17 protein-coding genes are annotated in these 19,948 nt (G+C 64.3%); 3 read left to right on the top strand and 14 right to left on the bottom strand.

The window, feature by feature from the left end:
* Window positions 1-17: 17 nt before the first annotated feature.
* The 8 genes from LBW87_RS07445 to hmpA form a co-directional block, all read right to left on the bottom strand.
* Window positions 18-2,243: an NADP-dependent isocitrate dehydrogenase gene (locus LBW87_RS07445; RefSeq protein WP_225200806.1), complete on the bottom strand. Its 2,226-nt coding sequence runs from the start codon at window positions 2,241-2,243 to the stop codon at window positions 18-20.
* A gap of 379 nt (window positions 2,244-2,622) precedes the next feature.
* Window positions 2,623-3,909 carry an MFS transporter gene (locus tag LBW87_RS07440; RefSeq protein ID WP_225200805.1) on the bottom strand — a complete coding sequence of 429 codons (1,287 nt, stop codon included), beginning with the start codon at window positions 3,907-3,909 and terminating at the stop codon, window positions 2,623-2,625.
* Between the two features lie 218 nt (window positions 3,910-4,127).
* The gene (locus tag LBW87_RS07435) at window positions 4,128-4,289 is read right to left on the bottom strand and encodes a hypothetical protein (protein WP_225200804.1); all 162 of its coding nucleotides are present in this window, start codon (window positions 4,287-4,289) and stop codon (window positions 4,128-4,130) included.
* Window positions 4,290-4,363: 74 nt separating this feature from the next.
* The gene (locus LBW87_RS07430) at window positions 4,364-7,534 is read right to left on the bottom strand and encodes a CusA/CzcA family heavy metal efflux RND transporter (RefSeq protein ID WP_225200803.1); all 3,171 of its coding nucleotides are present in this window, start codon (window positions 7,532-7,534) and stop codon (window positions 4,364-4,366) included.
* A 29-nt stretch (window positions 7,535-7,563) separates the two neighbouring features.
* The gene (locus tag LBW87_RS07425; RefSeq protein ID WP_225200802.1) at window positions 7,564-8,817 is read right to left on the bottom strand and encodes an efflux RND transporter periplasmic adaptor subunit; all 1,254 of its coding nucleotides are present in this window, start codon (window positions 8,815-8,817) and stop codon (window positions 7,564-7,566) included.
* Between the two features lie 8 nt (window positions 8,818-8,825).
* On the bottom strand, window positions 8,826-10,115 hold the full coding sequence (locus LBW87_RS07420) for a TolC family protein (RefSeq protein ID WP_225200801.1): 1,290 nt from the start codon (window positions 10,113-10,115) through the stop codon (window positions 8,826-8,828).
* A gap of 118 nt (window positions 10,116-10,233) precedes the next feature.
* Complete coding sequence (locus tag LBW87_RS07415) at window positions 10,234-10,536, bottom strand: hypothetical protein (protein WP_225200800.1); 303 nt, start codon at window positions 10,534-10,536, stop codon at window positions 10,234-10,236.
* Between the two features lie 106 nt (window positions 10,537-10,642).
* On the bottom strand, window positions 10,643-11,836 hold the full coding sequence (gene hmpA, locus LBW87_RS07410; RefSeq protein WP_225200799.1) for an NO-inducible flavohemoprotein: 1,194 nt from the start codon (window positions 11,834-11,836) through the stop codon (window positions 10,643-10,645).
* Between the two features lie 163 nt (window positions 11,837-11,999).
* Here hmpA and norR point away from each other — a divergent pair, with 163 nt between their 5' ends.
* A complete protein-coding gene (norR, locus tag LBW87_RS07405) occupies window positions 12,000-13,568 on the top strand; it encodes a nitric oxide reductase transcriptional regulator NorR (RefSeq protein ID WP_225200798.1) in 1,569 nt (522 codons plus the stop codon).
* A gap of 8 nt (window positions 13,569-13,576) precedes the next feature.
* On the opposite strand, the gene LBW87_RS07400 is transcribed toward norR, so the two are convergent.
* The 6 genes from LBW87_RS07400 to LBW87_RS07375 all read right to left on the bottom strand — a co-directional run bounded on the left by LBW87_RS07400 (window position 13,577) and on the right by LBW87_RS07375 (window position 17,306).
* Window positions 13,577-14,224, bottom strand: a complete 648-nt coding sequence (locus LBW87_RS07400; RefSeq protein ID WP_225200797.1) for a DUF1120 domain-containing protein — start codon at window positions 14,222-14,224, stop codon at window positions 13,577-13,579.
* Window positions 14,211-14,942 carry a DUF1120 domain-containing protein gene (locus LBW87_RS07395; protein ID WP_225200796.1) on the bottom strand — a complete coding sequence of 244 codons (732 nt, stop codon included), beginning with the start codon at window positions 14,940-14,942 and terminating at the stop codon, window positions 14,211-14,213. Before LBW87_RS07395 ends, LBW87_RS07400 begins: the two co-directional genes overlap by 14 nt.
* Window positions 14,943-14,980: 38 nt before the next feature.
* Window positions 14,981-15,631 (bottom strand): fimbrial protein, encoded by a 651-nt coding sequence (locus tag LBW87_RS07390; RefSeq protein ID WP_225200795.1) that lies wholly within the window; start codon window positions 15,629-15,631, stop codon window positions 14,981-14,983.
* Between the two features lie 110 nt (window positions 15,632-15,741).
* Window positions 15,742-16,410 (bottom strand): DUF1120 domain-containing protein, encoded by a 669-nt coding sequence (locus LBW87_RS07385; protein ID WP_225200794.1) that lies wholly within the window; start codon window positions 16,408-16,410, stop codon window positions 15,742-15,744.
* Window positions 16,411-16,441: 31 nt separating this feature from the next.
* Window positions 16,442-16,657 carry a hypothetical protein gene (locus LBW87_RS07380; protein ID WP_225200793.1) on the bottom strand — a complete coding sequence of 72 codons (216 nt, stop codon included), beginning with the start codon at window positions 16,655-16,657 and terminating at the stop codon, window positions 16,442-16,444.
* A gap of 466 nt (window positions 16,658-17,123) precedes the next feature.
* Window positions 17,124-17,306, bottom strand: a complete 183-nt coding sequence (locus LBW87_RS07375) for a hypothetical protein (protein ID WP_225200792.1) — start codon at window positions 17,304-17,306, stop codon at window positions 17,124-17,126.
* A gap of 349 nt (window positions 17,307-17,655) precedes the next feature.
* Here LBW87_RS07375 and LBW87_RS07370 point away from each other — a divergent pair, with 349 nt between their 5' ends.
* Together LBW87_RS07370 and glgA are read left to right on the top strand one after the other, a co-directional pair.
* Window positions 17,656-17,883, top strand: coding sequence for a dodecin (locus tag LBW87_RS07370; RefSeq protein WP_225200791.1), 228 nt, complete (start codon window positions 17,656-17,658; stop codon window positions 17,881-17,883).
* Between the two features lie 404 nt (window positions 17,884-18,287).
* Window positions 18,288-19,898 (top strand): glycogen synthase GlgA, encoded by a 1,611-nt coding sequence (gene glgA / locus LBW87_RS07365; protein ID WP_225200790.1) that lies wholly within the window; start codon window positions 18,288-18,290, stop codon window positions 19,896-19,898.
* Window positions 19,899-19,948: the final 50 nt, after the last annotated feature.

Below are 19,948 nucleotides of genomic sequence, written 5' to 3'. Positions count from 1 at the left end.
CAGTGCTACAGCTTCAATCAGGCCTCCAGCGCCTTGTTGAAGGTTTCGCTAGGACGCATCACGGCGAAGGTCTTGGCGCGGTCCGGCAGGTAGTAACCGCCGATGTCGACCTGCTTGCCCTGCACGCCATTGAGCTCGGCCACGATCTTGGCTTCGTTCTCGGACAGCGACTTGGCCAGCGGCGCAAATTGCTTGGCCAGTTCGGCGTCGTCCTTTTGCGTGGCCAGTTCCTGCGCCCAGTACAGGGCCAGGTAGAAGTGGCTGCCGCGGTTGTCGAGTTCGCCGGTCTTGGCCGAAGGCGACTTGTTGTTGTCGAGCAGCTTGCCAGTGGCGGCGTCGAGCGTCTTGGCCAGGATCTTGGCACGCACGTTACCAGTCTTGATGCCCACGTCTTCGATCGACACGGCCAGCGCCAGGAACTCGCCCAGCGAATCCCAGCGCAGGTGGTTTTCACCGACCAGCTGTTGCACGTGCTTCGGCGCCGAACCGCCGGCGCCGGTTTCGAACATGCCGCCACCGGCCATCAGCGGGACGATCGACAGCATCTTGGCCGAGGTGCCCAGTTCCATGATCGGGAACAGGTCGGTCAGGTAGTCGCGCAGGATGTTGCCGGTCACCGAGATGGTGTCCTGGCCGCGGATGACGCGTTCCAGCGTGTAACGCATGGCGCGCACCTGCGACATGATCTGGATGTCCAGGCCGTTGGTGTCGTGTTCCTTCAGGTAGTTGCGCACCTTCTTGATCAGTTCGGCTTCGTGCGGACGGTACGGGTCGAGCCAGAACACGGCCGGCATGCCCGACAGGCGTGCACGGGTCACCGCCAGCTTGACCCAGTCGCGTACTGCCGGGTCCTTGACCTGGCACATGCGCCAGATGTCGCCGGCCTCGACGTTCTGCTCCAGCAAGACCTTGCCGTCAGCGGTGACGATGCGGGCCACGCCAGCCTGGGCGATTTCGAAGGTCTTGTCATGCGAACCGTATTCTTCTGCCTTTTGCGCCATCAGGCCGACGTTGGGCACGGTGCCCATGGTGGTCGGGTCGAATGCGCCGTTGGTCTTGCAGAAGTTGATGATTTCCTGGTAGATGCGGGCGAAGGTCGATTCCGGCAGCAGCGCCTTGGTGTCTTCGGTCTTGCCTTCCAGGTTCCACATCTTGCCGCCGGCACGGATCATGGCCGGCATCGACGCGTCGACGATGACGTCGTTGGGCGCGTGCAGGTTGGTGATGCCCTTGGCCGAATCGACCATGGCCAGGCGTGGACGCTTGGCTTCGTCGGCCTTCAGGTCGGCCAGCACTTCGGCCTTCTGGGCTTCTGGCAGGGTGTTGATCTTCTCATACACGCCCGACATGCCGTTGTTCGGGTTCACGCCGATGTCGGCGAACAGCTTGGCGTGCTTTTCGAAGGTGTTCTTGTAGTAGGTGCGCACGGCGTGGCCGAACACGATCGGGTGCGAGACCTTCATCATGGTGGCCTTGACGTGCACCGACAGCAGCAGGTTCGAATCGAACGCGTCCTGCATCTGCTCTTCGTAGTAGTTGCACAGCGCCTGCTTGCTCATGAACATGCTGTCGATGATCTCGCCGGCCTGCAGCGCAACCTTCTTCTTGAGCACGATGGTTTCGCCGGACTTGGTCACCAGGTCCATGTTGACTTCGACCGGTTGCTCGATGGTCAGGCTCTTTTCGCCGGCATAGAAGTCGCCACCGCGCATGTGCGCCACGTGGGTGCGCGAGGCCATGCTCCACTTCGACATCGAGTGCGGATGCTTGCGGGCGTAGTTCTTCACCGCGTTAGGCGCGCGGCGGTCCGAGTTGCCTTCGCGCAGCACCGGGTTGACGGCGCTGCCCGAGATCTTGTTATAGCGCTTCTGCAGGGCCTTTTCTTCGTCGGTGGCTGGCTGCTCGGGATAGTCCGGCAGCTTGTAGCCGCGCGATTGCAGTTCGCGGATGGCCGCCTGCAACTGCAGCACCGAGGCGCTGATGTTGGGCAGCTTGATGATGTTGGCGTCCGGGCTCTGGGTCAATGCGCCCAGCGCGGCCAGGTTGTCGGGGACCTTCTGCTCATCGGTCAGGAACTCGGCGAATTCGGCCAGGATACGCGCTGCCACCGAAATGTCGCTCTCGACGACGTCGATGCCGGCTGGCGCGGTGAATTTCTTGACGATGGGCAGGAGCGAATGGGTCGCCAGATATGGCGCCTCATCGGTCAGCGTATAGATGATGGTCGGGTTACCTGTAGTCACGATGATGTCCTTGCTGTTGGTGTGTTGATGTGCTGTGCTGCATATGCTGTCGACCGTCCCGTCCTGCCGCGCGCGGATGCATCGTGTGCTTGTGGCTGAGGCATCCGCATGCCGCTGGCTGATCCGGCCTGTCCCGCCGGTTGGGTCGTTTTTCCACGTGGAAACACCGTGGCCGGCAGCGTCTCTTCGTCTTTTCCTCAGATGCCGCGGCAAAAAACAGGCTGTAGTCTACTCCGAAGCGACGGGAAAATCTTCAACTCTTATATAAGACTTGAAGATTTTTTTACGTGGCTTGACCTGCCTCGTTATTACTCTGGCAACTGCGAGGCAAAAAAAAGGGCCGCAAATGCGGCCCCATCCAATAGCTGAGAGTGATGTTTCAGGCCGGCACTGGCTGGCCGCTGGCCCGCTTGCGGTACAGCACCAGGGTAGCCACCAGGCCGCAGATGGCGGCGGCGCTCATCCAGATGCCGGGGGCAGCCTTGTCGCCGGTGTACTGGATCAGGCCGGTCGCCACCGCCGGGGTGAAGCCGCCGAACAGGGCTGTGGCCAGGCTATAGGCCAGCGAGAAGCCGGCGGTGCGCACCTCGACCGGCATGACTTCGGTCAGGGCCACCACCATGGCGCCGTTATAGCTGGCGTACAGGAAGGACAGCCACAGCTCGACCACCAGCATCTTGCCGAAGCTGGCATCGTGCACCAGCCAGTTGATGGCCGGGTAGGCGGTCAGGATGGTCAGGATGGTGAAGGCCAGCAGGATCGGGCGGCGACCGATGCGGTCCGACAGCGCGCCCATGATCGGCAGCCAGATGAAGTTGGACAGGCCGACGCAGAGTGTCACGATCAGGCTGGCTTCGGTCGACAGCTTGAGCACGCTCTTGCCGAAGGTCGGCGTGTAGACCGTGATCAGGTAGAACGAGACGGTGGTCATCGACACCAGCATCATGCCGGCGATCACCAGTTTCCAGTTGTCGATCATGGAGCGGAAGATCTGGCTGGTCGACAGGCGATGCTTGCGGGCCTTGAATTCTTCGGTCTCCTGCAGCGAGCGGCGGATCACGAACAGCACCGGCACGATCAGGCAGCCGATGAAGAACGGCACGCGCCAGCCCCAGTCACCGATCTCGGCCGGCGACAGGCTGGTATTGAGGGCGTAGCCGATGGCGGCGGCGACGATGATGGCGACCTGCTGGCTACCTGACTGCCAGCTGACATAGAAGCCCTTGTTGCCCGGTGTGGCCATTTCGGCCAGATATACCGATACACCGCCCAGCTCAACCCCGGCCGAGAAGCCTTGCAGCAGGCGTCCGATCAGCACCAGTACCGGCGCCAGCGCACCGATGGTGGCATAGCCGGGAACACAGGCGATCAGCACCGTGCCCAGCGCCATCAGCGCCAGGGTGACGATCAGGCCCTGGCGACGGCCGACGCGGTCGACATAGGCGCCGAGGATGATGGCGCCCAGTGGTCGCATCAGAAAGCCGGCGCCGAAGGTCATGAAGGTCAGCATCAACGAAGCGAATTCGTTGTCGCTGGGAAAGAAGGCCTTCGAGATGTGGGTGGCGTAGAAGCCGAACAGGAAGAAGTCGAACATTTCCATGAAGTTGCCGCTGGTGACGCGCAGCACCGTGGAAAGCTTCGACGGCGAAGATGTGGATGTAGTCATGATTGCCTCTTTTGGTTGGCGAGCCGTGTATTCCGGCCTGGCGCCCATCATGCAGCGCGACGCGAGGTCGCGCGCTGGCGGGTTCTGTGATGTTTTCTAGCTATTGCGCCGCCGATTCTAGCCGCTAATTCGACATTGTGCGTGCGCTCGATCAGCAGAAATGAAAAAAGGCCGCCTCCTGTTGGGAGGCGGCCTGTTTGCGGTCACTACTGCGGTCGCTACGTCGAAACGTTTACCGCCTGGAGGGGGCAGCTGCCGAACGACATCCCGAGGGCGAAGCCGAAAGAGGCCAGGCCGATGGCGGCGATGACCGTGACCACCACGATCGGCAATACGCCGCCGCCCAGCTGTTGAAGTTCATCGTAGTCGACGCCGCGCATGCTGTTGCTCCTTCGATATTGGTTTGCGAAAGTGCATGCTAGGCGCCGGCGACCGCAGGCACGCGCGCCGCCGATCAGGGCGAGCGAATAATCGAAGAACTTGCATCGCCCGGGGTGGCCCGCCGCTGGTCACGGCGATGCGCGAAGCGATACAGCAAGGGCAGCACCAGCAGCGTGAGCAAGGTCGACGACAGGATGCCGCCGATCACCACGGTGGCCAGCGGGCGCTGCACCTCGGCGCCGGTGCCGGTCGCCAGCGCCATCGGCACGAAGCCCAGCGAGGCCACCAGCGCCGTCATCAATACCGGTCGCAGCCGCGTCATGGCGCCCTCGGTCACCGCCTCGAACAGCGGCATGCCTTCGTCACGCAGGCCGCGGATGAACGAAATCATCACCAGTCCGTTGAGCACCGCCACGCCCGACAAGGCAATGAACCCCACGGCCGCCGAGATCGACAGTGGAATGCCCCGCATCCACAGCGCCAGCACGCCGCCGGTCAGGGCAAAGGGAATGCCGGTCAATACCAGCAAGCCATCCTTGAGGCTGCCGAACATGGCCAGCAGCAGGCCCAGTATCAGCAGCAAGGCGGCCGGGACCACGATCTGCAGTCGTGAACGGGCCGATTCGAGGTTCTCGAACTGGCCGCCCCAGGAGGTCCAGTAGCCCGAGGGTACCTTGACCTCGCTGGCAATGCGGGCGGCGGCGTCGGGCACGAACGAGCCCAGGTCGCGCCCGCGCACATTGGCGCTAACGACGATGCGGCGCTTGCCGTTTTCGCGACTGACCTGGTTGGGGCCGGGCGCCAGCTGCAGCGTGGCCACTTCAGACAGCGGCACGAAGGTGCTGCGCTGGCCGCTCGATGGCAAGGCCAGCGGCAGGCGCAGCAGGGCGTCGGGATCATTGCGCATCGCTTCCGGCAGGCGCACCACGATATCGAAGCGGCGGTCGCCTTCGAACACAACGCCGCTTTCCTTGCCACCGGTGGCGGCGGCCACGGTGTCCTGGATCTGGCTGATCGACATGCCGTAACGGCCGGCCTTTTCGCGATCGATGACCACGGTCAGCATCGGCAGCCCCGTGGTTTGCTCGACCCGCACTTCGGTGGCGCCCGGCACGCCTTGCAGCGAACGGGCGATGGACTGGGCGGTGCGTTCCAGCACCTGCATGTCGTCGCCGAAGACCTTCACCGCCACATCGCTGCGCACGCCCGAGATCAACTCGTTGAAGCGCAACTGGATCGGTTGCGAGAATTCGACGTTGTTGCCCGGCAGGCGTGATGTCTCCTGCTGGATCGCCGCCAGCAGTTGCGCCCGGGTCTTGCGGGGCGCCGGCCACTGGTCTTCGGGCTTGAGCATGATGTAGGCGTCGGAGATGTTGGGCGGCATCGGGTCGGACGCGACTTCGGCGGTGCCGGTGCGGGCAAACACCCGTTCGATCTCGGGGAAGGCCTGCATCAGCCGGGTCTCGATCTGCTGCTGCATCTGCACCGACTGGCTCAGGCTGGTGCCCGGGATGCGCAATGCCTGCAGCGCCAGGTCGCCCTCGTTCAGGCTGGGCACGAACTCGCTGCCCAGCCGGGTGCCCAGCAGGGCGGTCAGCAGCAGCACCGCGCCGACGCCAGTCAGCACCACGGCGCCATTGGCCAGCGACCATGACAACAGCGGTGCATAGGCGCGACGGGCCGCGCCCATCAGGCGGTTTTCCTTCTCGGCCACGCGTTCGCCGATAAACAGCGCAATGGCCGCCGGGATGAAGGTGACCGAAAGCAGCATGGCGCCGGCCAGGGCGATGACCACCGTCAAGGCCATCGGGTGGAACATCTTGCCTTCCACCCCGGTGAGGGCAAACATCGGCAGGTACACCACCATGATGATCAACTGGCCGAACAGCAAGGGGCGGCGCGCTTCCCGGGCCGCCTCGAAGACCTGCTCGAAGCGCTCGGACAGGGTCAGTCTTCGACCTGCCTGTTGCTGCGCATGGGCCAGGCGGCGCACGCAATTCTCGACGATCACCACGGCGCCATCGACGATGATGCCGAAATCCAGCGCGCCCAGGCTGAGCAGGTTGGCGCTGAGCTTGGTGGCGACCATGCCGCTGAAGGTAAACAGCATCGCCAGCGGGATCACCATGGCCGTGATGAGCGCGGCCCGCAGGTTGCCCAGGAACAGGAACAGCACCGCAATGACCAGCACCGCGCCTTCGATCAGGTTCATCTTGACCGTATTGATGGCACGGTCGACCAGCGTGGTGCGATCGTAGACGGTGACGGCATGCACCCCTTCGGGCAGCGACCGGTTGATCTCGCCGAGCCGGCGATGCACCGCCTGCGACACCGTGCGGCTGTTTTCACCGATCAGCATGAACACGGTTCCCAGCACCACCTCGCGACCGTTCTCGGTGGCAGCCCCGGTGCGCAGCTCGCGCCCGATGCTGACCTCGGCGACATCGCGCACCCGCACCGCCACCCCCTGGTGGTTGGCCAGCACGACATTGCCGATGTCGTCCAGGTTGCCCAGTTGGCCCGGCACGCGCAGCAGGTATTGTTCCGAGCGGCGTTCGATGTAGCCGGCGCCGACATTGGCGTTGTTGCGTTCCAGCGCCGCCGACAGGTCGGCCAGCGTCAAGCCGTAGGACGACAGGCGAGCCGGCGAGGGCGCCACATGGAACTCGCGCACATGACCGCCGATGGTATTGATCTCGGTCACGCCCGGCACGTTGCGCAGTTGCGGCTTGATGATCCAGTCCTGGATTTCACGCAGGTCGCTCGGCGTATAGGGCTGGCCATCGGGCTTGCGCGCATCTTCCCTGGCCTCGACGGTCCACAGGTAGATCTCGCCCAGGCCGGTCGAGATCGGACCCATGGCCGGTTCGGCGCCGGGCGGCAGCTTGCTGCGGGCTTCCTGGATGCGTTCATTGACCAGTTGGCGGGCGAAGTAGATGTCGGTGCCATCCTTGAAAATCACCGTCACCTGCGACAACCCGTAGCGCGACAGCGAACGGGTCTGCTCCAGGTGCGGCAGGCCGGCCATGGCGGTCTCGATCGGATAGCTGATGCGCTGCTCGGTTTCGAGCGGCGAATAGCCGGGGGCATTGGTATTGATCTGTACCTGCACGTTGGTGATGTCGGGTACCGCGTCGATGGGTAGTCGCTGGTAGCTGTACAGGCCGATGATGGCCATGCCCAGCACCAGTGCGAGCACCAGCCAGCGCTGTGCAATGGCAAATCGGATGAGGCGTTCGAACATGAGGTTTCCTTTATCGTGGCGTCAAGTGGTCAGTGCGCATGTTCGGCACTGGACTTGCCCATTTCGGCCTTGATCATGAAGGCGTTGACGGCGGCATAGCGCTGGCCCGGCTGCAGGCCGTCGACGATTTCGGTGCGGCCGCCCTGGCTGCGTCCGGTGCGCACCGGCTGGGCCTTGAAGCCGCTTTCGGTGGCGACGAACACCACGTTGCGTTGCTCCAGCGTGTGGATGGCATCCTCGGGTACCGCCAGGACTTGCCGGGGCGCGCCGCTGGCCACATCGACGGTGACGAACATGCCTGGCCGCCAGGCGCCGCCCGGGTTGGCCAGCACCGCATGGGCCTTGGCGGTACGGGTCTGTTCGCCCAGCAATGCGGCGACATAGGCGATCTTGCCGCTGGCGCTGGACGTCAACGCGCTGGCCTTGACCGTGACGGCGGCACCCACGCGCACCGTATCGAGCGCGCTGGCGGGGATGTCGATCTCGGCCCACACCGAGCGCAAGTCGGCAATGGTCAATACGGCCGTGTCTTCCCGCACCATCTCGCCCAGCGCGATGTGTTTTTCAACCACCACCCCATCGAACGGCGCCCGGATCTGCAAGCTGCCGCCGCCCTGGGGGCCGGCACCCAGCGCGTTCAATTTCTGCGTCGCATTGGCGGCGCCGATCTCGGCTTCGCGCAGTGCGCTGCGGGCTTGCTGCAGGTCCTGTTCGGCCGAGATGCGTTCGTCCCACAACGCTCGTTCGCGGGCGTGGTTTTCGCGTGCCAGGACCAGGCGTTGCTGCGCCGCCTGCGCCTCGCTGCGCAGTTCCGACACGGCGGCGCTGGAGATGCTGGCCAGTAGCTGGCCGCGACTGACCTGTTGCCCCAGTCGTACCGATACCGTCTGCACCACGCCGGCCGCGCGCGGCACCACGTGGGCGGTGCGGTCGGCGTCGAAGCGGATCTCTCCGGGCAGCGCCAGGGTGCTGGCCATCTCGCTCAAGGCGGCGTCGGCCACCACCACCCCGGCGCTACGGATCTGCTCGGCGCTGAAGGCGATCTGGTCGCCGCCTTCCTTGCCATGGTCGTCGTCATGGTCATCGTGGTCATCCTGCTTAGCCGCTGCGGCAACTTCAGCGGCGTTGGCAGGCGCCTGTGCGGTGTGACCATGGCTGTCGTTTTCGGTGTGGCCGGCCTCATCGGCGTGGTCGTCGTGGCCGCTTCTTGTTGACCAGACGATGGCCCCTGCGGCCAGTGCGGTGCCAATCAGGATGGCGGCAATGATGCGTTTGTTGTTCATGTTGTTCCTTAATGGGAGGCGCCCGGGGCGCTGGTCGGGTCGTCGCCGAGCAGCGCTTGCAGCGCGGCGTCGGCACGGTGCGCACCAGTCAGGGCGCGCAGGTATCGGGTCTGGGTGTCGAACAGCGTGCGCTGGGCGTCCAGCACTTCGGTCAGCCCGAACTTGCCCAGCGTGAAGCCGCGCGTAGCGGTGTCATAGGCCTGTTGCGCGGCCGGCAGCACCTGCTGGCGCAAGCTCAGCGCTTCGGCACGGGCATGGCGCAAGGTCTCGAAGCCTTCGGCCGCCGCCATCTGCGCCTGCAGTTCGGCGGCGACCAGGTCATCGCGGGCCTGGTCGGCCTGGCGCAGCGCCTGCAGCAGGTTGCCCTGGTTGCGGTCGAACAGGGGCAACGGCATCGACACCCCGATGACCAGTGCATTGCGGGCCGCTTCTTCGTCGCGCTTGCTGCCCAGGCTCAGGGTCACGTCGGGCGTGCGCTTGCTGCTTTCGATGGCGCTCAGTGCCTGGCGTCGATCGACTTCCAGCGCGGCCAGCCGCACCACCGGCGCGGACGCGGCGCGGCGCACGACATCGCCGATCTCGGGGAGCGGCGGCAGCACATCGCCGTCGCCTTCGGGCTGGCCGGCGCAAGCGCCACGCCCCAGGAGCGCATTGAGCCGGTACTGGCTGATGCGCCATTCGCTGTCGGCCTGGCTCACTTCAAGGGCGATGCCGGCGGCCGCCACCTGCGCCCGGGTCTGTTCCAGTGGCGGTAATTTGCCGGCTTGCACCCGGCGCCCGGTGGAGTCGGCCATGCGTTCGGCCAGCGTGGCGCTGTGGCGCGCCAGTGCCAGCCGCTGCACGTTGTGCAGCACTTCCAGCCAGGCCAGCGTGACTTCGCTGCGCAAGCCCGACAGGCGGGCGGCGAGTTGCTGGCGCGCCATGTCCTGCGCCAGTTGCGCCGCATCGGTACGGGCGCGGCGCTTGCCGCCCAGTTCCAGCGTCTGGCTGACGGTATAGGTGGTGGTGCGGGTGGCGCGGCGGGTATCTTCGATCTCGACGGCGAGTTGCGGATTGGGCCATGCGCCGGCCTGTTGCAGGGCGCCATCGGTGGCGGCCAGCGCATGACGGGCCGACGCCAGGCCCGGGTTGTGATCGAGCGCCAGTTGCTGCGCCTGCGGCAATGTCAGTGCTGCATTCACGGCGGGGCAACCGGAACCGGTGGCCAGCGGCAGGTCGGGCGGGTTTTGGGCCATGACGTGACCGGCAGGCAGCAGCAGTGCTGCCGTCAGTGCCGGCATGAGGACGTGCTTGAACATCGGATTCTCCGAAAAAGTGGAAAGAATCGGCGCGCGTCCAGGCCCGACCTGATGCGGGTGTCAGGTGCGAGGCTTGATCAATGACAGGGAAAGGTCGAGACCGGGGAGCGGCGCCGCGTTAGGACGCGGCGCGCCAATCGGGCTCGTCAGGGTGTTCGGGGATGTGGGATGAAAATGCCAGCGACAAGCCGGTCGGGGCCGGAGTCCGGGCGCGTGCAAAGCGGTGCGAGATACGTCCGGGGTAGCCCAGGCTGGCGGCCGCCATTTCGCAGCTGCTGCAAAAGCCTGATGCCAGCTTGGCGGCGACGTCGCCCGCCGGCTTGGTCGCGACTTCGTGATGCTCGGCATGGACCACGGTGGCCGGATGCTCCCAGTACGGGCCGAGCGCGGCCCAGCAAAGCTGGGCCAGCGTAATCGACATCAGTAGGGTGCAGAGCAGTTTTCGCATGAAGCCGGGCAGGCAGGAATGACGCAATGCAGCGATTCTACCCGGCGCACCATCCGCCTTCAATGAATTAAATCATCAATCAGTGCAGGCTGGCGGCGGGCCCGAAGAATTCATACCGGCATTGCGACTCGGGCAGCCCCAGCTCCAGCAGCATCCGGCGCACCGCCTTCATGAACGGCTTGGGACCGACGAAATAGACATCGACGTCCGGTGTGGCGGGCATCCAGCGCTGCAACAGTTCGCCGTTGAGCAGGCCGGTAGCGTGGGGCGCAGGGTCGCCTTCGCGCGCCAGCTCGTAGCAGAAGAAATTGCGTAGCTGAGGGTGTTGCGCGGCCAGCGCTTCGAGATCGGCGCGGAACGCCTGCGCCCCGGCATCGCGCGCGGCATGGATGAAGTGAACCGGACGGCCATCCGGCAGGGCCGCCGCCAGCATGGTCAGCAGCGGGGTGATGCCGACGCCGCCGGCAATCAGCACCAGCGGCTTGTTGCCGGCGCTGAGCGTGAAGTCGCCCGATGGCGGGAACAGTTCGAGCACCGAGCCTACATCGACGGCGTCGTGCAACTGGCGCGAGACGCGGCCGCCAGCTTCACGCTTGACGCTGATGCGATATTGCGGCGGCTGGCCCGGCTGTTGCAGCGGCGCCGACAGCGAATACTGGCGGCGCTGCTCCTCGCCATCGACCACCATGCGCAGCCCGATGTACTGGCCTGGCGCAAAGTCGAGCAAGGCGCCGCCATCCTCGGGGCGGAAATGGAATGACGTGATCTCGTCGCTTTCGCGCACCTTGCGGACCACCACGAAGTTGCGCGCACCGCGCCAGCCGCCGGGCGCATTGGCGTGCGCGTCATATTGCTGGCGCTCGGCGCCGATCAGGATATCGGCCAGTTGCCCATAGGCGGCGCCCCAGGCTTCGATCACCGCATCGGTGGCGATCTCGGCGCCCAGCACGTCGCGGATGGCGCGCAGCAGGCAGTCACCCACCATCGGGTAATGCTCGGGCATGACCTGGATCGCCACGTGCTTGGCCACGATCTGGCCGGCCAGCGGACCCAGCGCCTCGAGCCGGTCGATGTGACGTGCATACATCAGGACGCCATTGGCCAGCGCGCGCGGCTGGTCCCCGCTTTCCTGGTGGGTGCGGTTGAACAGGGGACGCACCTGCGGATAGTCGCGCATGAGCATCTGGTAGAAATGGGTGGTCAGCGCCTCGCCGCCGGATTCCAGCAGGGGCACGGTGGACTTGACGATGGCGAGTTGGGCAGCGGTGAGCATAGAGAGCCTTTCGGTGTGGACGTTGGGCCGGCAGTGCCGGATGACGCCTTTATCTCAAGATGCATGCCAGTCGCTACTGCCTGTTGAATCAAGGACTTGCTGATGAGAGGAGTCTGGCTGACTATGTCAAAATGACTCATTATTTAACCCGCACCGTGTCGAAATGACTTCAAAAACCCTGCTGGATGCTGTCTTGCCTCTCGTGGCCGACCTGTCGCGCAGCATCGATGACCGTGAGCGGTATCGCCGCCTGTTGCATGCCATGCGTACGCTGTTTCCGTGTGATGCAGCGGCGCTGTTGCGATTGGATGGCGAGGTGCTGGTGCCGCTGGCCATCGATGGCTTGTCCAGCGATACCCTGGGACGGCGTTTCCGGGTGGCCGATCATCCTCGTTTTGCCGCATTGCTGGTGCGCGCGGTGCCGACCCGGTTCGCGGCCGATTCGCCGTTGCCCGATCCGTATGACGGGTTGGTCGATGGTCTCAACGATGCTCACTCAGGGCAGCTGGAAGTGCACGATTGCATGGGGTGTGCGCTCAACGTCAACGGTCGGCCGTGGGGTTTGCTGACGCTGGACGCGTTGGGTGCGGGGCGCTTCGACCAGGTCGATCCGGCGTCGCTGCAGGCGTTTGCCGATTTGGCGGCGGCAGCGGTAACGGTAGCGGTACGCATCGATGATCTGTCGCAAACCAGTGAGCAGGAGCGCCAGCGCGCCGAGGCGTATCGATTGGGCCTGGAGCAAAGCCAGGGCAGGCGCGAGCTGATCGGGCAGAGTGAGGCTCACGCCCAGCTGATGCAAGAGATTCGCCTGGCTGGCCCCAGCGAGATGACGGTATTGATCACCGGCGAGACCGGGGTCGGCAAGGAACTGGTGGCGCATGCGCTGCATGCGGCGTCGTCGCGGGCGCGCAAGCCCATGATCAGCCTCAATTGCGCGGCCTTGCCCGACACCCTGGTGGAGAGTGAATTGTTCGGCCATGTGCGCGGCGCGTTTTCGGGCGCGGTGGCGGATCGGCGCGGCAAGTTCGAGATGGCCGATGGCGGCACGCTGTTTCTGGACGAGGTGGGGGAATTGCCGCTGCAGGTGCAAGCCAAGCTGCTGCGAGTATTGCAGAGCGGGCAGTTGCAACGGGTCGGCTCGGACCGCGAGCATCGGGTCGATGTGCGACTGCTGGCCGCTACCAATCGCGACCTGGCCGACGCGGTCAAGCAGGGCCGTTTTCGGGCGGATTTCTATCATCGGCTGAGTGTGTTCCCGATCCAGGCGCCACCGCTGCGCGAGCGTGGTCATGACATCCTGCTGCTGGCCGGTTTTTTCCTGGAAGAGAACCGCGCCCGGCTGGGCCTGTCCAGTCTGCGCCTGGATGCCGGCGCCCAGCAGGCGCTGTTGCAATATGCCTGGCCGGGTAATATCCGCGAGCTGGAACACCTGATCGGACGCAGCGCCTTGCGCGCCCTGGCGGGCCACCCGCGGCGGCCCGCCATCGTGACGCTGGGCGCTCGTGATCTGGAACTGGGATCTGGTGCCGAACCGCCCGCGGCGACGGTCGAGACGCCGTCGCAGCGTTCGGCCCCACCCGTTGGGCTGCGTGAGGCCATCGAACAGATCGAACGAAAACTGGTGGCCGACAGCCTGGAGCGGCATGCCGGCAACCTGGCCGCCAGCGCCCGCGAACTGGGCCTGGACCGGGCCAACCTGAACCGCCTGGCGCGGCGCCTGGGACTACGCTAGCGGACCATTCAAGGGTAGAGCACATCCAGGGTGGCGGTGCCGCTGACCGGCACCGGTCCCGGCGCGAATGAATGGCCGCCGATCATCACCGTCGGCTGGACGCTGATGTCGACGCTGAAGTTGCTGGCCGCGTGCGCCAGGTCGTCGGCCCGGCGCCAGGCATAGCGATGCGAAGGCGTCAGCGCCAGGCCCGGGGTCTTGCGTTGCCACTGGCCGTTATGGCGCCGGGCATAGAAGATATGCATCGGTTTGCCGTCGGCCACGGCGCTGCCGGTTTCGAAATTCACATCGTAGAGTCCGATCCAGCGTGCGCCGATGCGACTCATGCCATAGGCCGCGCGCACTCCTGGCACGAACCGGTGCGCCGAGAAAGCCACGGCGATGCGGGTGGGCGCCACGCAGTCGATGGTCAGATTGATGGTCTTCTTTTCGAGTTGCGCCGGGCTATCCCCCGGCAGCGACTGCGGCGCGATGGCCCCGAAGTCGACCACGCCGTCGTTGGCAAAGCTGGGGGCGCAGGCGGCGGGACGAACGATGCCGCTCAATTGCAGCGTCGAGCGTTGTTCCGCCGCTGTCTGGCTACAGACCAGCAGCACAGGCAGCAGCAGCCCCGGGTGGATGCGCCGCCTGTGTGCGGCGCGCCTATGGATACTCAAGCACCAGCGTGGCACTGCCGTCGAGCCTGATTTCGCTCTGCAGCGGGAGCTGATCGAGCGGTTCTGGCCAGAGCTTGACGACGAGATCACCATTGAGGGCGCCAAACGAACCGGTTTGCGGCTGGGCCGTCGTGCTCCATGCATACTTGTATTCCTTGGTGATGAACTCTCCCTGGTCGATGAACTGCCACGCCGATTCCGTATCCGGCGCGCGGAGCAGTCTGGCGTCCTGGCCGTCGGCCTTGAGTGTCCTGAAAAGGATGTTATACATGCCGATATTCTTGTCGTCGACGCGGCCCAGTCCGAACATCGTGGCCCGGCTGGCCGCCGTGGAGAGGGTATTCCAGATCGCCGGCACGCTATTGGTGCGGTCATCCTTGAAGCTGAGCCGGGGCGAATTGGCCGGCACGCACTGTATTGCGAATGACAGCGACCGTTCGCCGCTCAGTTTGCGCATACCGTCGCCGGGCAGGTCGGCGGCCGTGATCGTGCCGAAATCGGCGCTGCCGTTGTTGCCGAGCGTGATCGTGCAGGGCGCCGGCACGACGCGACCGATGACTCGTAACTGGGCAGTGTCAGCGGCCATCGCGGCAGGCAGGAAAACGGTTGGAAACAGCAAGGCGCACATCAGCTGGCGCCGCGACGGCTGGCCCCGGCGTGGTGCGGGAAGAGCGCCACTGGCGCGGTCGGTGCGGGTTGGAGGGCAGGGGGTCTTCATGGGTAATCTCGGTAAGGGCGGCAGCCAGGCGACTTGGATCAATATTCCAGATCGATCGTGGCCCAGCCGTTGAAGGGGATTTCTCTTTCCAGTGGCAAGTTGTGGGGCTGCTCAAGCATGTAGCTCAATACGATTTCGCCGTCGATGCGTTCGAAGCTGGCGGCGCGAATGTGGCGGTCGCCGGTCCAGCCGAGTGAGGCGGTGGTGAGGATGTAGTTGTAGTTTTCAAGGTGATAGCCGGGTTTGCCGTCAGGCCCGTCGTCATAGACCGGCCGCACTTTTTCGTTGCCCGATTTGAGGCTGTCCGGCTCGAAATACATGTAGTACGAACCGATATCCTTGCCGTCTACCTTGCCCAGTCCGAACATGTTCGGCCGGCCGTGGCGTGCTTCGGCCCAGTCGCGATGAAACGTCGGCACGCTGTCGGCCTGGTTGTCGGTAAAGCGCATGCGTACCCGGCTGGGCTGGGTGCACTGCAGGTGAAAGCTGAAGCGGGCAGCGGCGTGTTTGGCGTGGCGTGCCATTGGGTAGAGCGACGCTGCCTGGAGCGTGCCAAGGTCGACCAGGTTGCTGCCCAGCGCGATCGAGCAGGGGGGCGGCATGATGGTGCCGGTGACATTCAATTTGGCCGAATCGGCGCCATGCGCCGGCGTTGCGATGGCGATGCCCAGCGTTGCAAGCGGTAGCATGCAAGCGGCCAGGCGGGTGAGTGGGGGAGACCGTTTCATCATAGGTATTCCAGGAAGTAAGGAGGGCGGGAAACCCGCCCGGGTTGCTGCCGGTCAAGCTGCGCAGATGATCATTCGTACTTGAGCTCAAAAGTCGATGCGCCGTCCAGGCGGATGTCTTCGCCGAGGTTCAGCTGGTCGATGGGCGGCAGGTGAACCTGAACCGCCAGGGCCATCTTGAAGGTCTTGAATGCGCCTGGCATGTGGTCGCCCGTGTGCGACCAGGCCAGCCACCGGTCCGATGCGGCATAGGCGTCGGCCGGCGCGTGCCAACTGCCATTGGCGTCATCCGAGGCCGACATCGTGACGACGTCGCCGTTGCCGGCGGTGCCCGCGGCCAGGATCTTGATGTGATAGGAGCCCACCTTGTTCTCGCCATTCCGCCCCAGCCCGTAATGGAAGCGCTCGTCCAGCATGCTGACCGAGGGGATCGCGGTATTCGGGCGTTCGTCCCTTACCCTGACGCGCACCTTGGCGGCCTGGGCGCAGAACACCTGGAATTCGACATTGCGTTCGCCCACCTTGATGGGGGCGTTGCCGTTGGCCAGCTTCGACAGGTCCAGCGATCCGAAGTTGATCTTGCCGCCGTTGTCGAACTGGGGATTGCAGGGTTTGGGTTTGATCACGCCCTCGATCGACAAGGTGGCCGATGCGCTCCCTTCGTTGGCGGCGGCCGGCAGGCCCGCAGCGATCAGGACCAGGGCGGCCAGTGGCTTGTGCAGGAGTGCGGGTCGATTCATGTTGTTCCTTTCGTGGGTCGGATGGAGGCTTTTAGTGCGCAGGACGTGGCCGGCACCAGACCAGATCGGGCGCGCTGCATAGCACGAACGATCCGTGCAGGTGCACTTGCGCCGGATGAGGATGAAGATAGGGAGTGTGGGCGACGATGAAATGCGCCGGCATGGCAACCGGGGTGTCCGCGTGGCGGGACGATGCCGTCAGATACAGCAATGCAAGAGAAGACAGGGTGACAACTACGTTTGACATGGTGATGTGCTCGACTGGGAATGCCGCATTATTTCCCTTCGAAAACATTTTGGGTGATACCTGTTATTTCTCACGCGCCAAAAGGACAGCGTCTCGAATAACTTTTATATGTTGTCGTCTTGAAGTGACGTTTTGACTTTTATGGCAGTCAAAAAGCTGATTTTAGGATGCGGTGTTGGCGTTGCGGAGGGACGTCGCCGCGCTGGCGAGGAGGCGCGTTGAATATCAGGATGACATTCAGGTGGGGGATGTTCGGTAGGGTTTGTGTCGCCTGGAAAAACAATCAGGACAGGCAAGGCTGCCTGTCCTGACTATCCGCATCCGGTCGGTGCCGGTTGCCATTATGTGTTGGCCTCTGACCTGGGGTCTTTGGCCTGTCTCCACATCTCCTGCTTGAATGCGGTGAATCTGGCGCCGATGGCGGCAGCCAGATCTTGGTATTGATTGCTTCGTTTGCCTGCTCTGCTTACTGTGCTGGTTCGTCGCCGTCGAGATCGGCGTGCTGGCCGCGGATGCGGATGGCAGTCAGTCGCGCTGCTGCAGCGTCATCCTCGACGAGCGGTCCATCAGTGGCGCCGGGCGCGACGGCGTTCTGTTGTTGTACCGGTTGATGCTGCAGGGCGCCGACTGTGTGAGTCGAATTCGACATGATGATCTCCAAGGGATAGAAAAATGTCGTGCTCCCTGGCGGTCCAGCTGGCAGGGTGAGCGGGCAGCGCAGAGCATGCCCTGATGGCTGAACATTATGCCTTCAAGTTGCGGCGCAATATCGGCTCTCGTCCGATTTGTTTGTAGGAAAGCCGGTAATTTACCGAAATTTCTTGTCGATCTGATAGCGAACTTCCGCATTCTTTGCTGCAAGGCAAAATCACCTTTCCGGGTGGAAAAGATTTATATCGATACCGTCAGTCCTACCCCGGTTTGCGGCAATCGCCGATGGGGCGCGGCAACATCAATTTCTATGATGGTCGCCAGATTTTCAACTCTGGAGAATGCCCATGTCCGAACGCAAGCAATCCAACGCCAACACCTACAAGGTCATCGAAATCGTCGGCAGTTCGCCCACCGGCACCGATGATGCCATCCGCAATGCCATTGCCGACGCCGGCAAGACGGTCAAGCACATCGACTGGTTCGAGGTGGTCGAAACCCGTGGGCATGTCGAGAACGGCAACATCGGGCACTTCCAGGTGACGCTCAAGCTGGGTTTTCGCCTTGAGGGTTGAGTAAGCGCAAGCCTGCCACGCCTACCGTCGAGCGCGGATTGTCCGGCTTGGCTCATCGTTGGCGAGGCGGATCAGAAGCAGCGCTTTCGAGGCCCTTCCATGCAGCTTGGTCGGGCTTCGGATGCGGCAGCGCCGCATGGTCCGTCCATAATTTCCTCGATATCCCGATAGTCCCCGCGCCACAGGGGCTTCGCCGCACTGCAACGGTAGGATTCATCCTACGCCACGTAGCGCTGCTGTCCGATAGTGAGCACATGCAAGGCTCCGTATAACGTAATCATCGGCGCACCCAAGTTTTCCGGTAGCACAACAATAAATTGCAGACGCTCGGCAGGTTGGAGTCAAGTCTGCACCCGGCGCGCCAGTGCTTTCTACCCAGGTGCTTTCTCATTGAGGGGATTATCTTGCAAGCTCGAGTCCTGTTAGTCAGTTCCGAGGCCGTACCACTCGTCAAGACGGGCGGCCTGGCGGACGTTATCACCGCGTTGGCGGTTTCCCTGCGCCGGGTCGGCGTCGATGCCAGCATCCTGATGCCGGCCTATCCGGAAGCCGTGCGCAATCTGGGTGATGCGGTCCAGGTCAACCTCAAGAATGGCTTGCCAGGCGGTGCCGGGCGTCTGCTGCGCGGGACCGTGCCGGGCACCGACGTGCCGGCGCTGCTGCTCGATACCGCGCGCTTTCGCCAGCGCGGCGCCAATCCCTACGTCGACACCGACGGCGTTGAATTCAGCGACAATGCAGTGTGCTTCGCCGACCTGTCGCATGCGGCGGTGGCCATCTGCGCCGGCGAGACCACCTTGCCGGTGCCGCACGTGGTGCACGCCAACGATTGGCACGCCGGCCTGATTCCGTGCCTGCTGAAGCTGCGCGGGCTGGATCATATCGGCACCATGCTGACCATCCACAACCTGGCGTTCCAGGGCAATTTCGACCTGGACGTGGCCGAGCAGATCGGTATTCCGCAGCATTTGCTGACCGGCGACGGCGTCGAATACTGGGGCAAGCTGTCGTTCCTCAAGGCCGGCATCCGGTTTTCGGATTGCGTCTCCACCGTCAGCCGCAACTACGCCAGCGAAATCCTCACGCCGCGCTTCGGCTGCGGCATGGACGGCATCCTGGCCTTCCGCCGGCTCGACCTGCGCGCGATCCCGAACGGCATCGATGCCTCGCTGTGGGACCCGGTCGACGATCCGCTCATCGCCCGCAACTTCGGCATCGGCGACATGAAAGGCAAGGCCGCCTGCAAGCGTGATCTGCAGAAGCTGTTCGGCCTGGTGCCGGCCGATCCGTTTGCCCCGGTGATGGGCATCGGCAGCCGCATCTCGCACCAGAAGATGGCCGATGTCGTCATCGAGGCCATTCCCGGCATCATGCAAGCGCATCCGCGCCTGCAGATGGTCGTGCTGGGTTGTGGCGAACATGAATACGAACAGGGCTTGCTGGCCCTGGCCGAGCGCTACCGTGGCCGCATGGCCGTGCACATCGGCTACGACGAACGGCGCGCCCATGCGTTGCACGCTGGCAGCGACATGCTGTTGCACCCGACCCGTTTCGAGCCATTCGGCCTGACCCCGATCTATGCCCAGCGCTATGGCGCCATCCCGATCGGCTCGCGGGTGGGTGGCCTGGTCGACACGGTCTGCGATATCGATGTCGACCCGGCCAATGCCACCGGCGTGCTGTTCGACGGCGAACGCGCCGAGGACATGCAGCAAGCCGTGGCGCGCGCCTTCGCCATCTACAACGACAATGAACGCTGGCAAGCGGTGCAGCGCAACGCGATGTCGGTCGATTGCGACTGGGCCGGCCCGACCCAGGCCTATATCGACGCCTATGCCAGCGTGGCCGATCCGGCCGTGCGCACCCTGTTTGCGCCCACCCGTCCGGCGCCGGCAACGTTGCCGGTGGCACGACCGGCAGTGCAGGGCGAACGCAGGTCGGGCGCGGCAGCGGCGCTGGCTGCGGCCATCGCCAATGTGGTCGGTGGCGGTGCAGCCGTCAAAGCAGTCGCATGATGGCAGTAAGCCCGTCAGTTGCCGGCCGGCGCTGACGGGTGGCCACCACA

The sequence above is a fragment of the Herbaspirillum sp. alder98 genome, assembly GCF_020179755.1.
In the GTDB taxonomy this organism is placed as follows: domain Bacteria; phylum Pseudomonadota; class Gammaproteobacteria; order Burkholderiales; family Burkholderiaceae_D; genus Herbaspirillum.
This window is presented reverse-complemented; position numbering and strand designations above follow the sequence as displayed.

Coding starts and splice junctions, on each gene's coding strand:
- LBW87_RS07390 (WP_225200795.1), bottom strand. CDS start 15,631: ATGCTACCGCTTGCAACGCTGGGCATCGCCATCGCAACGCCGGCGCAT.
- LBW87_RS07375 (WP_225200792.1), bottom strand. CDS start 17,306: ATGTCGAATTCGACTCACACAGTCGGCGCCCTGCAGCATCAACCGGTA.
- LBW87_RS07430 (WP_225200803.1), bottom strand. CDS start 7,534: ATGTTCGAACGCCTCATCCGATTTGCCATTGCACAGCGCTGGCTGGTG.
- norR (WP_225200798.1), top strand. CDS start 12,000: ATGACTTCAAAAACCCTGCTGGATGCTGTCTTGCCTCTCGTGGCCGAC.
- hmpA (WP_225200799.1), bottom strand. CDS start 11,836: ATGCTCACCGCTGCCCAACTCGCCATCGTCAAGTCCACCGTGCCCCTG.
- LBW87_RS07385 (WP_225200794.1), bottom strand. CDS start 16,410: ATGAATCGACCCGCACTCCTGCACAAGCCACTGGCCGCCCTGGTCCTG.
- LBW87_RS07415 (WP_225200800.1), bottom strand. CDS start 10,536: ATGTCGATTACGCTGGCCCAGCTTTGCTGGGCCGCGCTCGGCCCGTAC.
- LBW87_RS07370 (WP_225200791.1), top strand. CDS start 17,656: ATGTCCGAACGCAAGCAATCCAACGCCAACACCTACAAGGTCATCGAA.
- LBW87_RS07425 (WP_225200802.1), bottom strand. CDS start 8,817: ATGAACAACAAACGCATCATTGCCGCCATCCTGATTGGCACCGCACTG.
- LBW87_RS07380 (WP_225200793.1), bottom strand. CDS start 16,657: ATGTCAAACGTAGTTGTCACCCTGTCTTCTCTTGCATTGCTGTATCTG.
- LBW87_RS07420 (WP_225200801.1), bottom strand. CDS start 10,115: ATGTTCAAGCACGTCCTCATGCCGGCACTGACGGCAGCACTGCTGCTG.
- LBW87_RS07395 (WP_225200796.1), bottom strand. CDS start 14,942: ATGAAGACCCCCTGCCCTCCAACCCGCACCGACCGCGCCAGTGGCGCT.
- LBW87_RS07435 (WP_225200804.1), bottom strand. CDS start 4,289: ATGCGCGGCGTCGACTACGATGAACTTCAACAGCTGGGCGGCGGCGTA.
- LBW87_RS07440 (WP_225200805.1), bottom strand. CDS start 3,909: ATGACTACATCCACATCTTCGCCGTCGAAGCTTTCCACGGTGCTGCGC.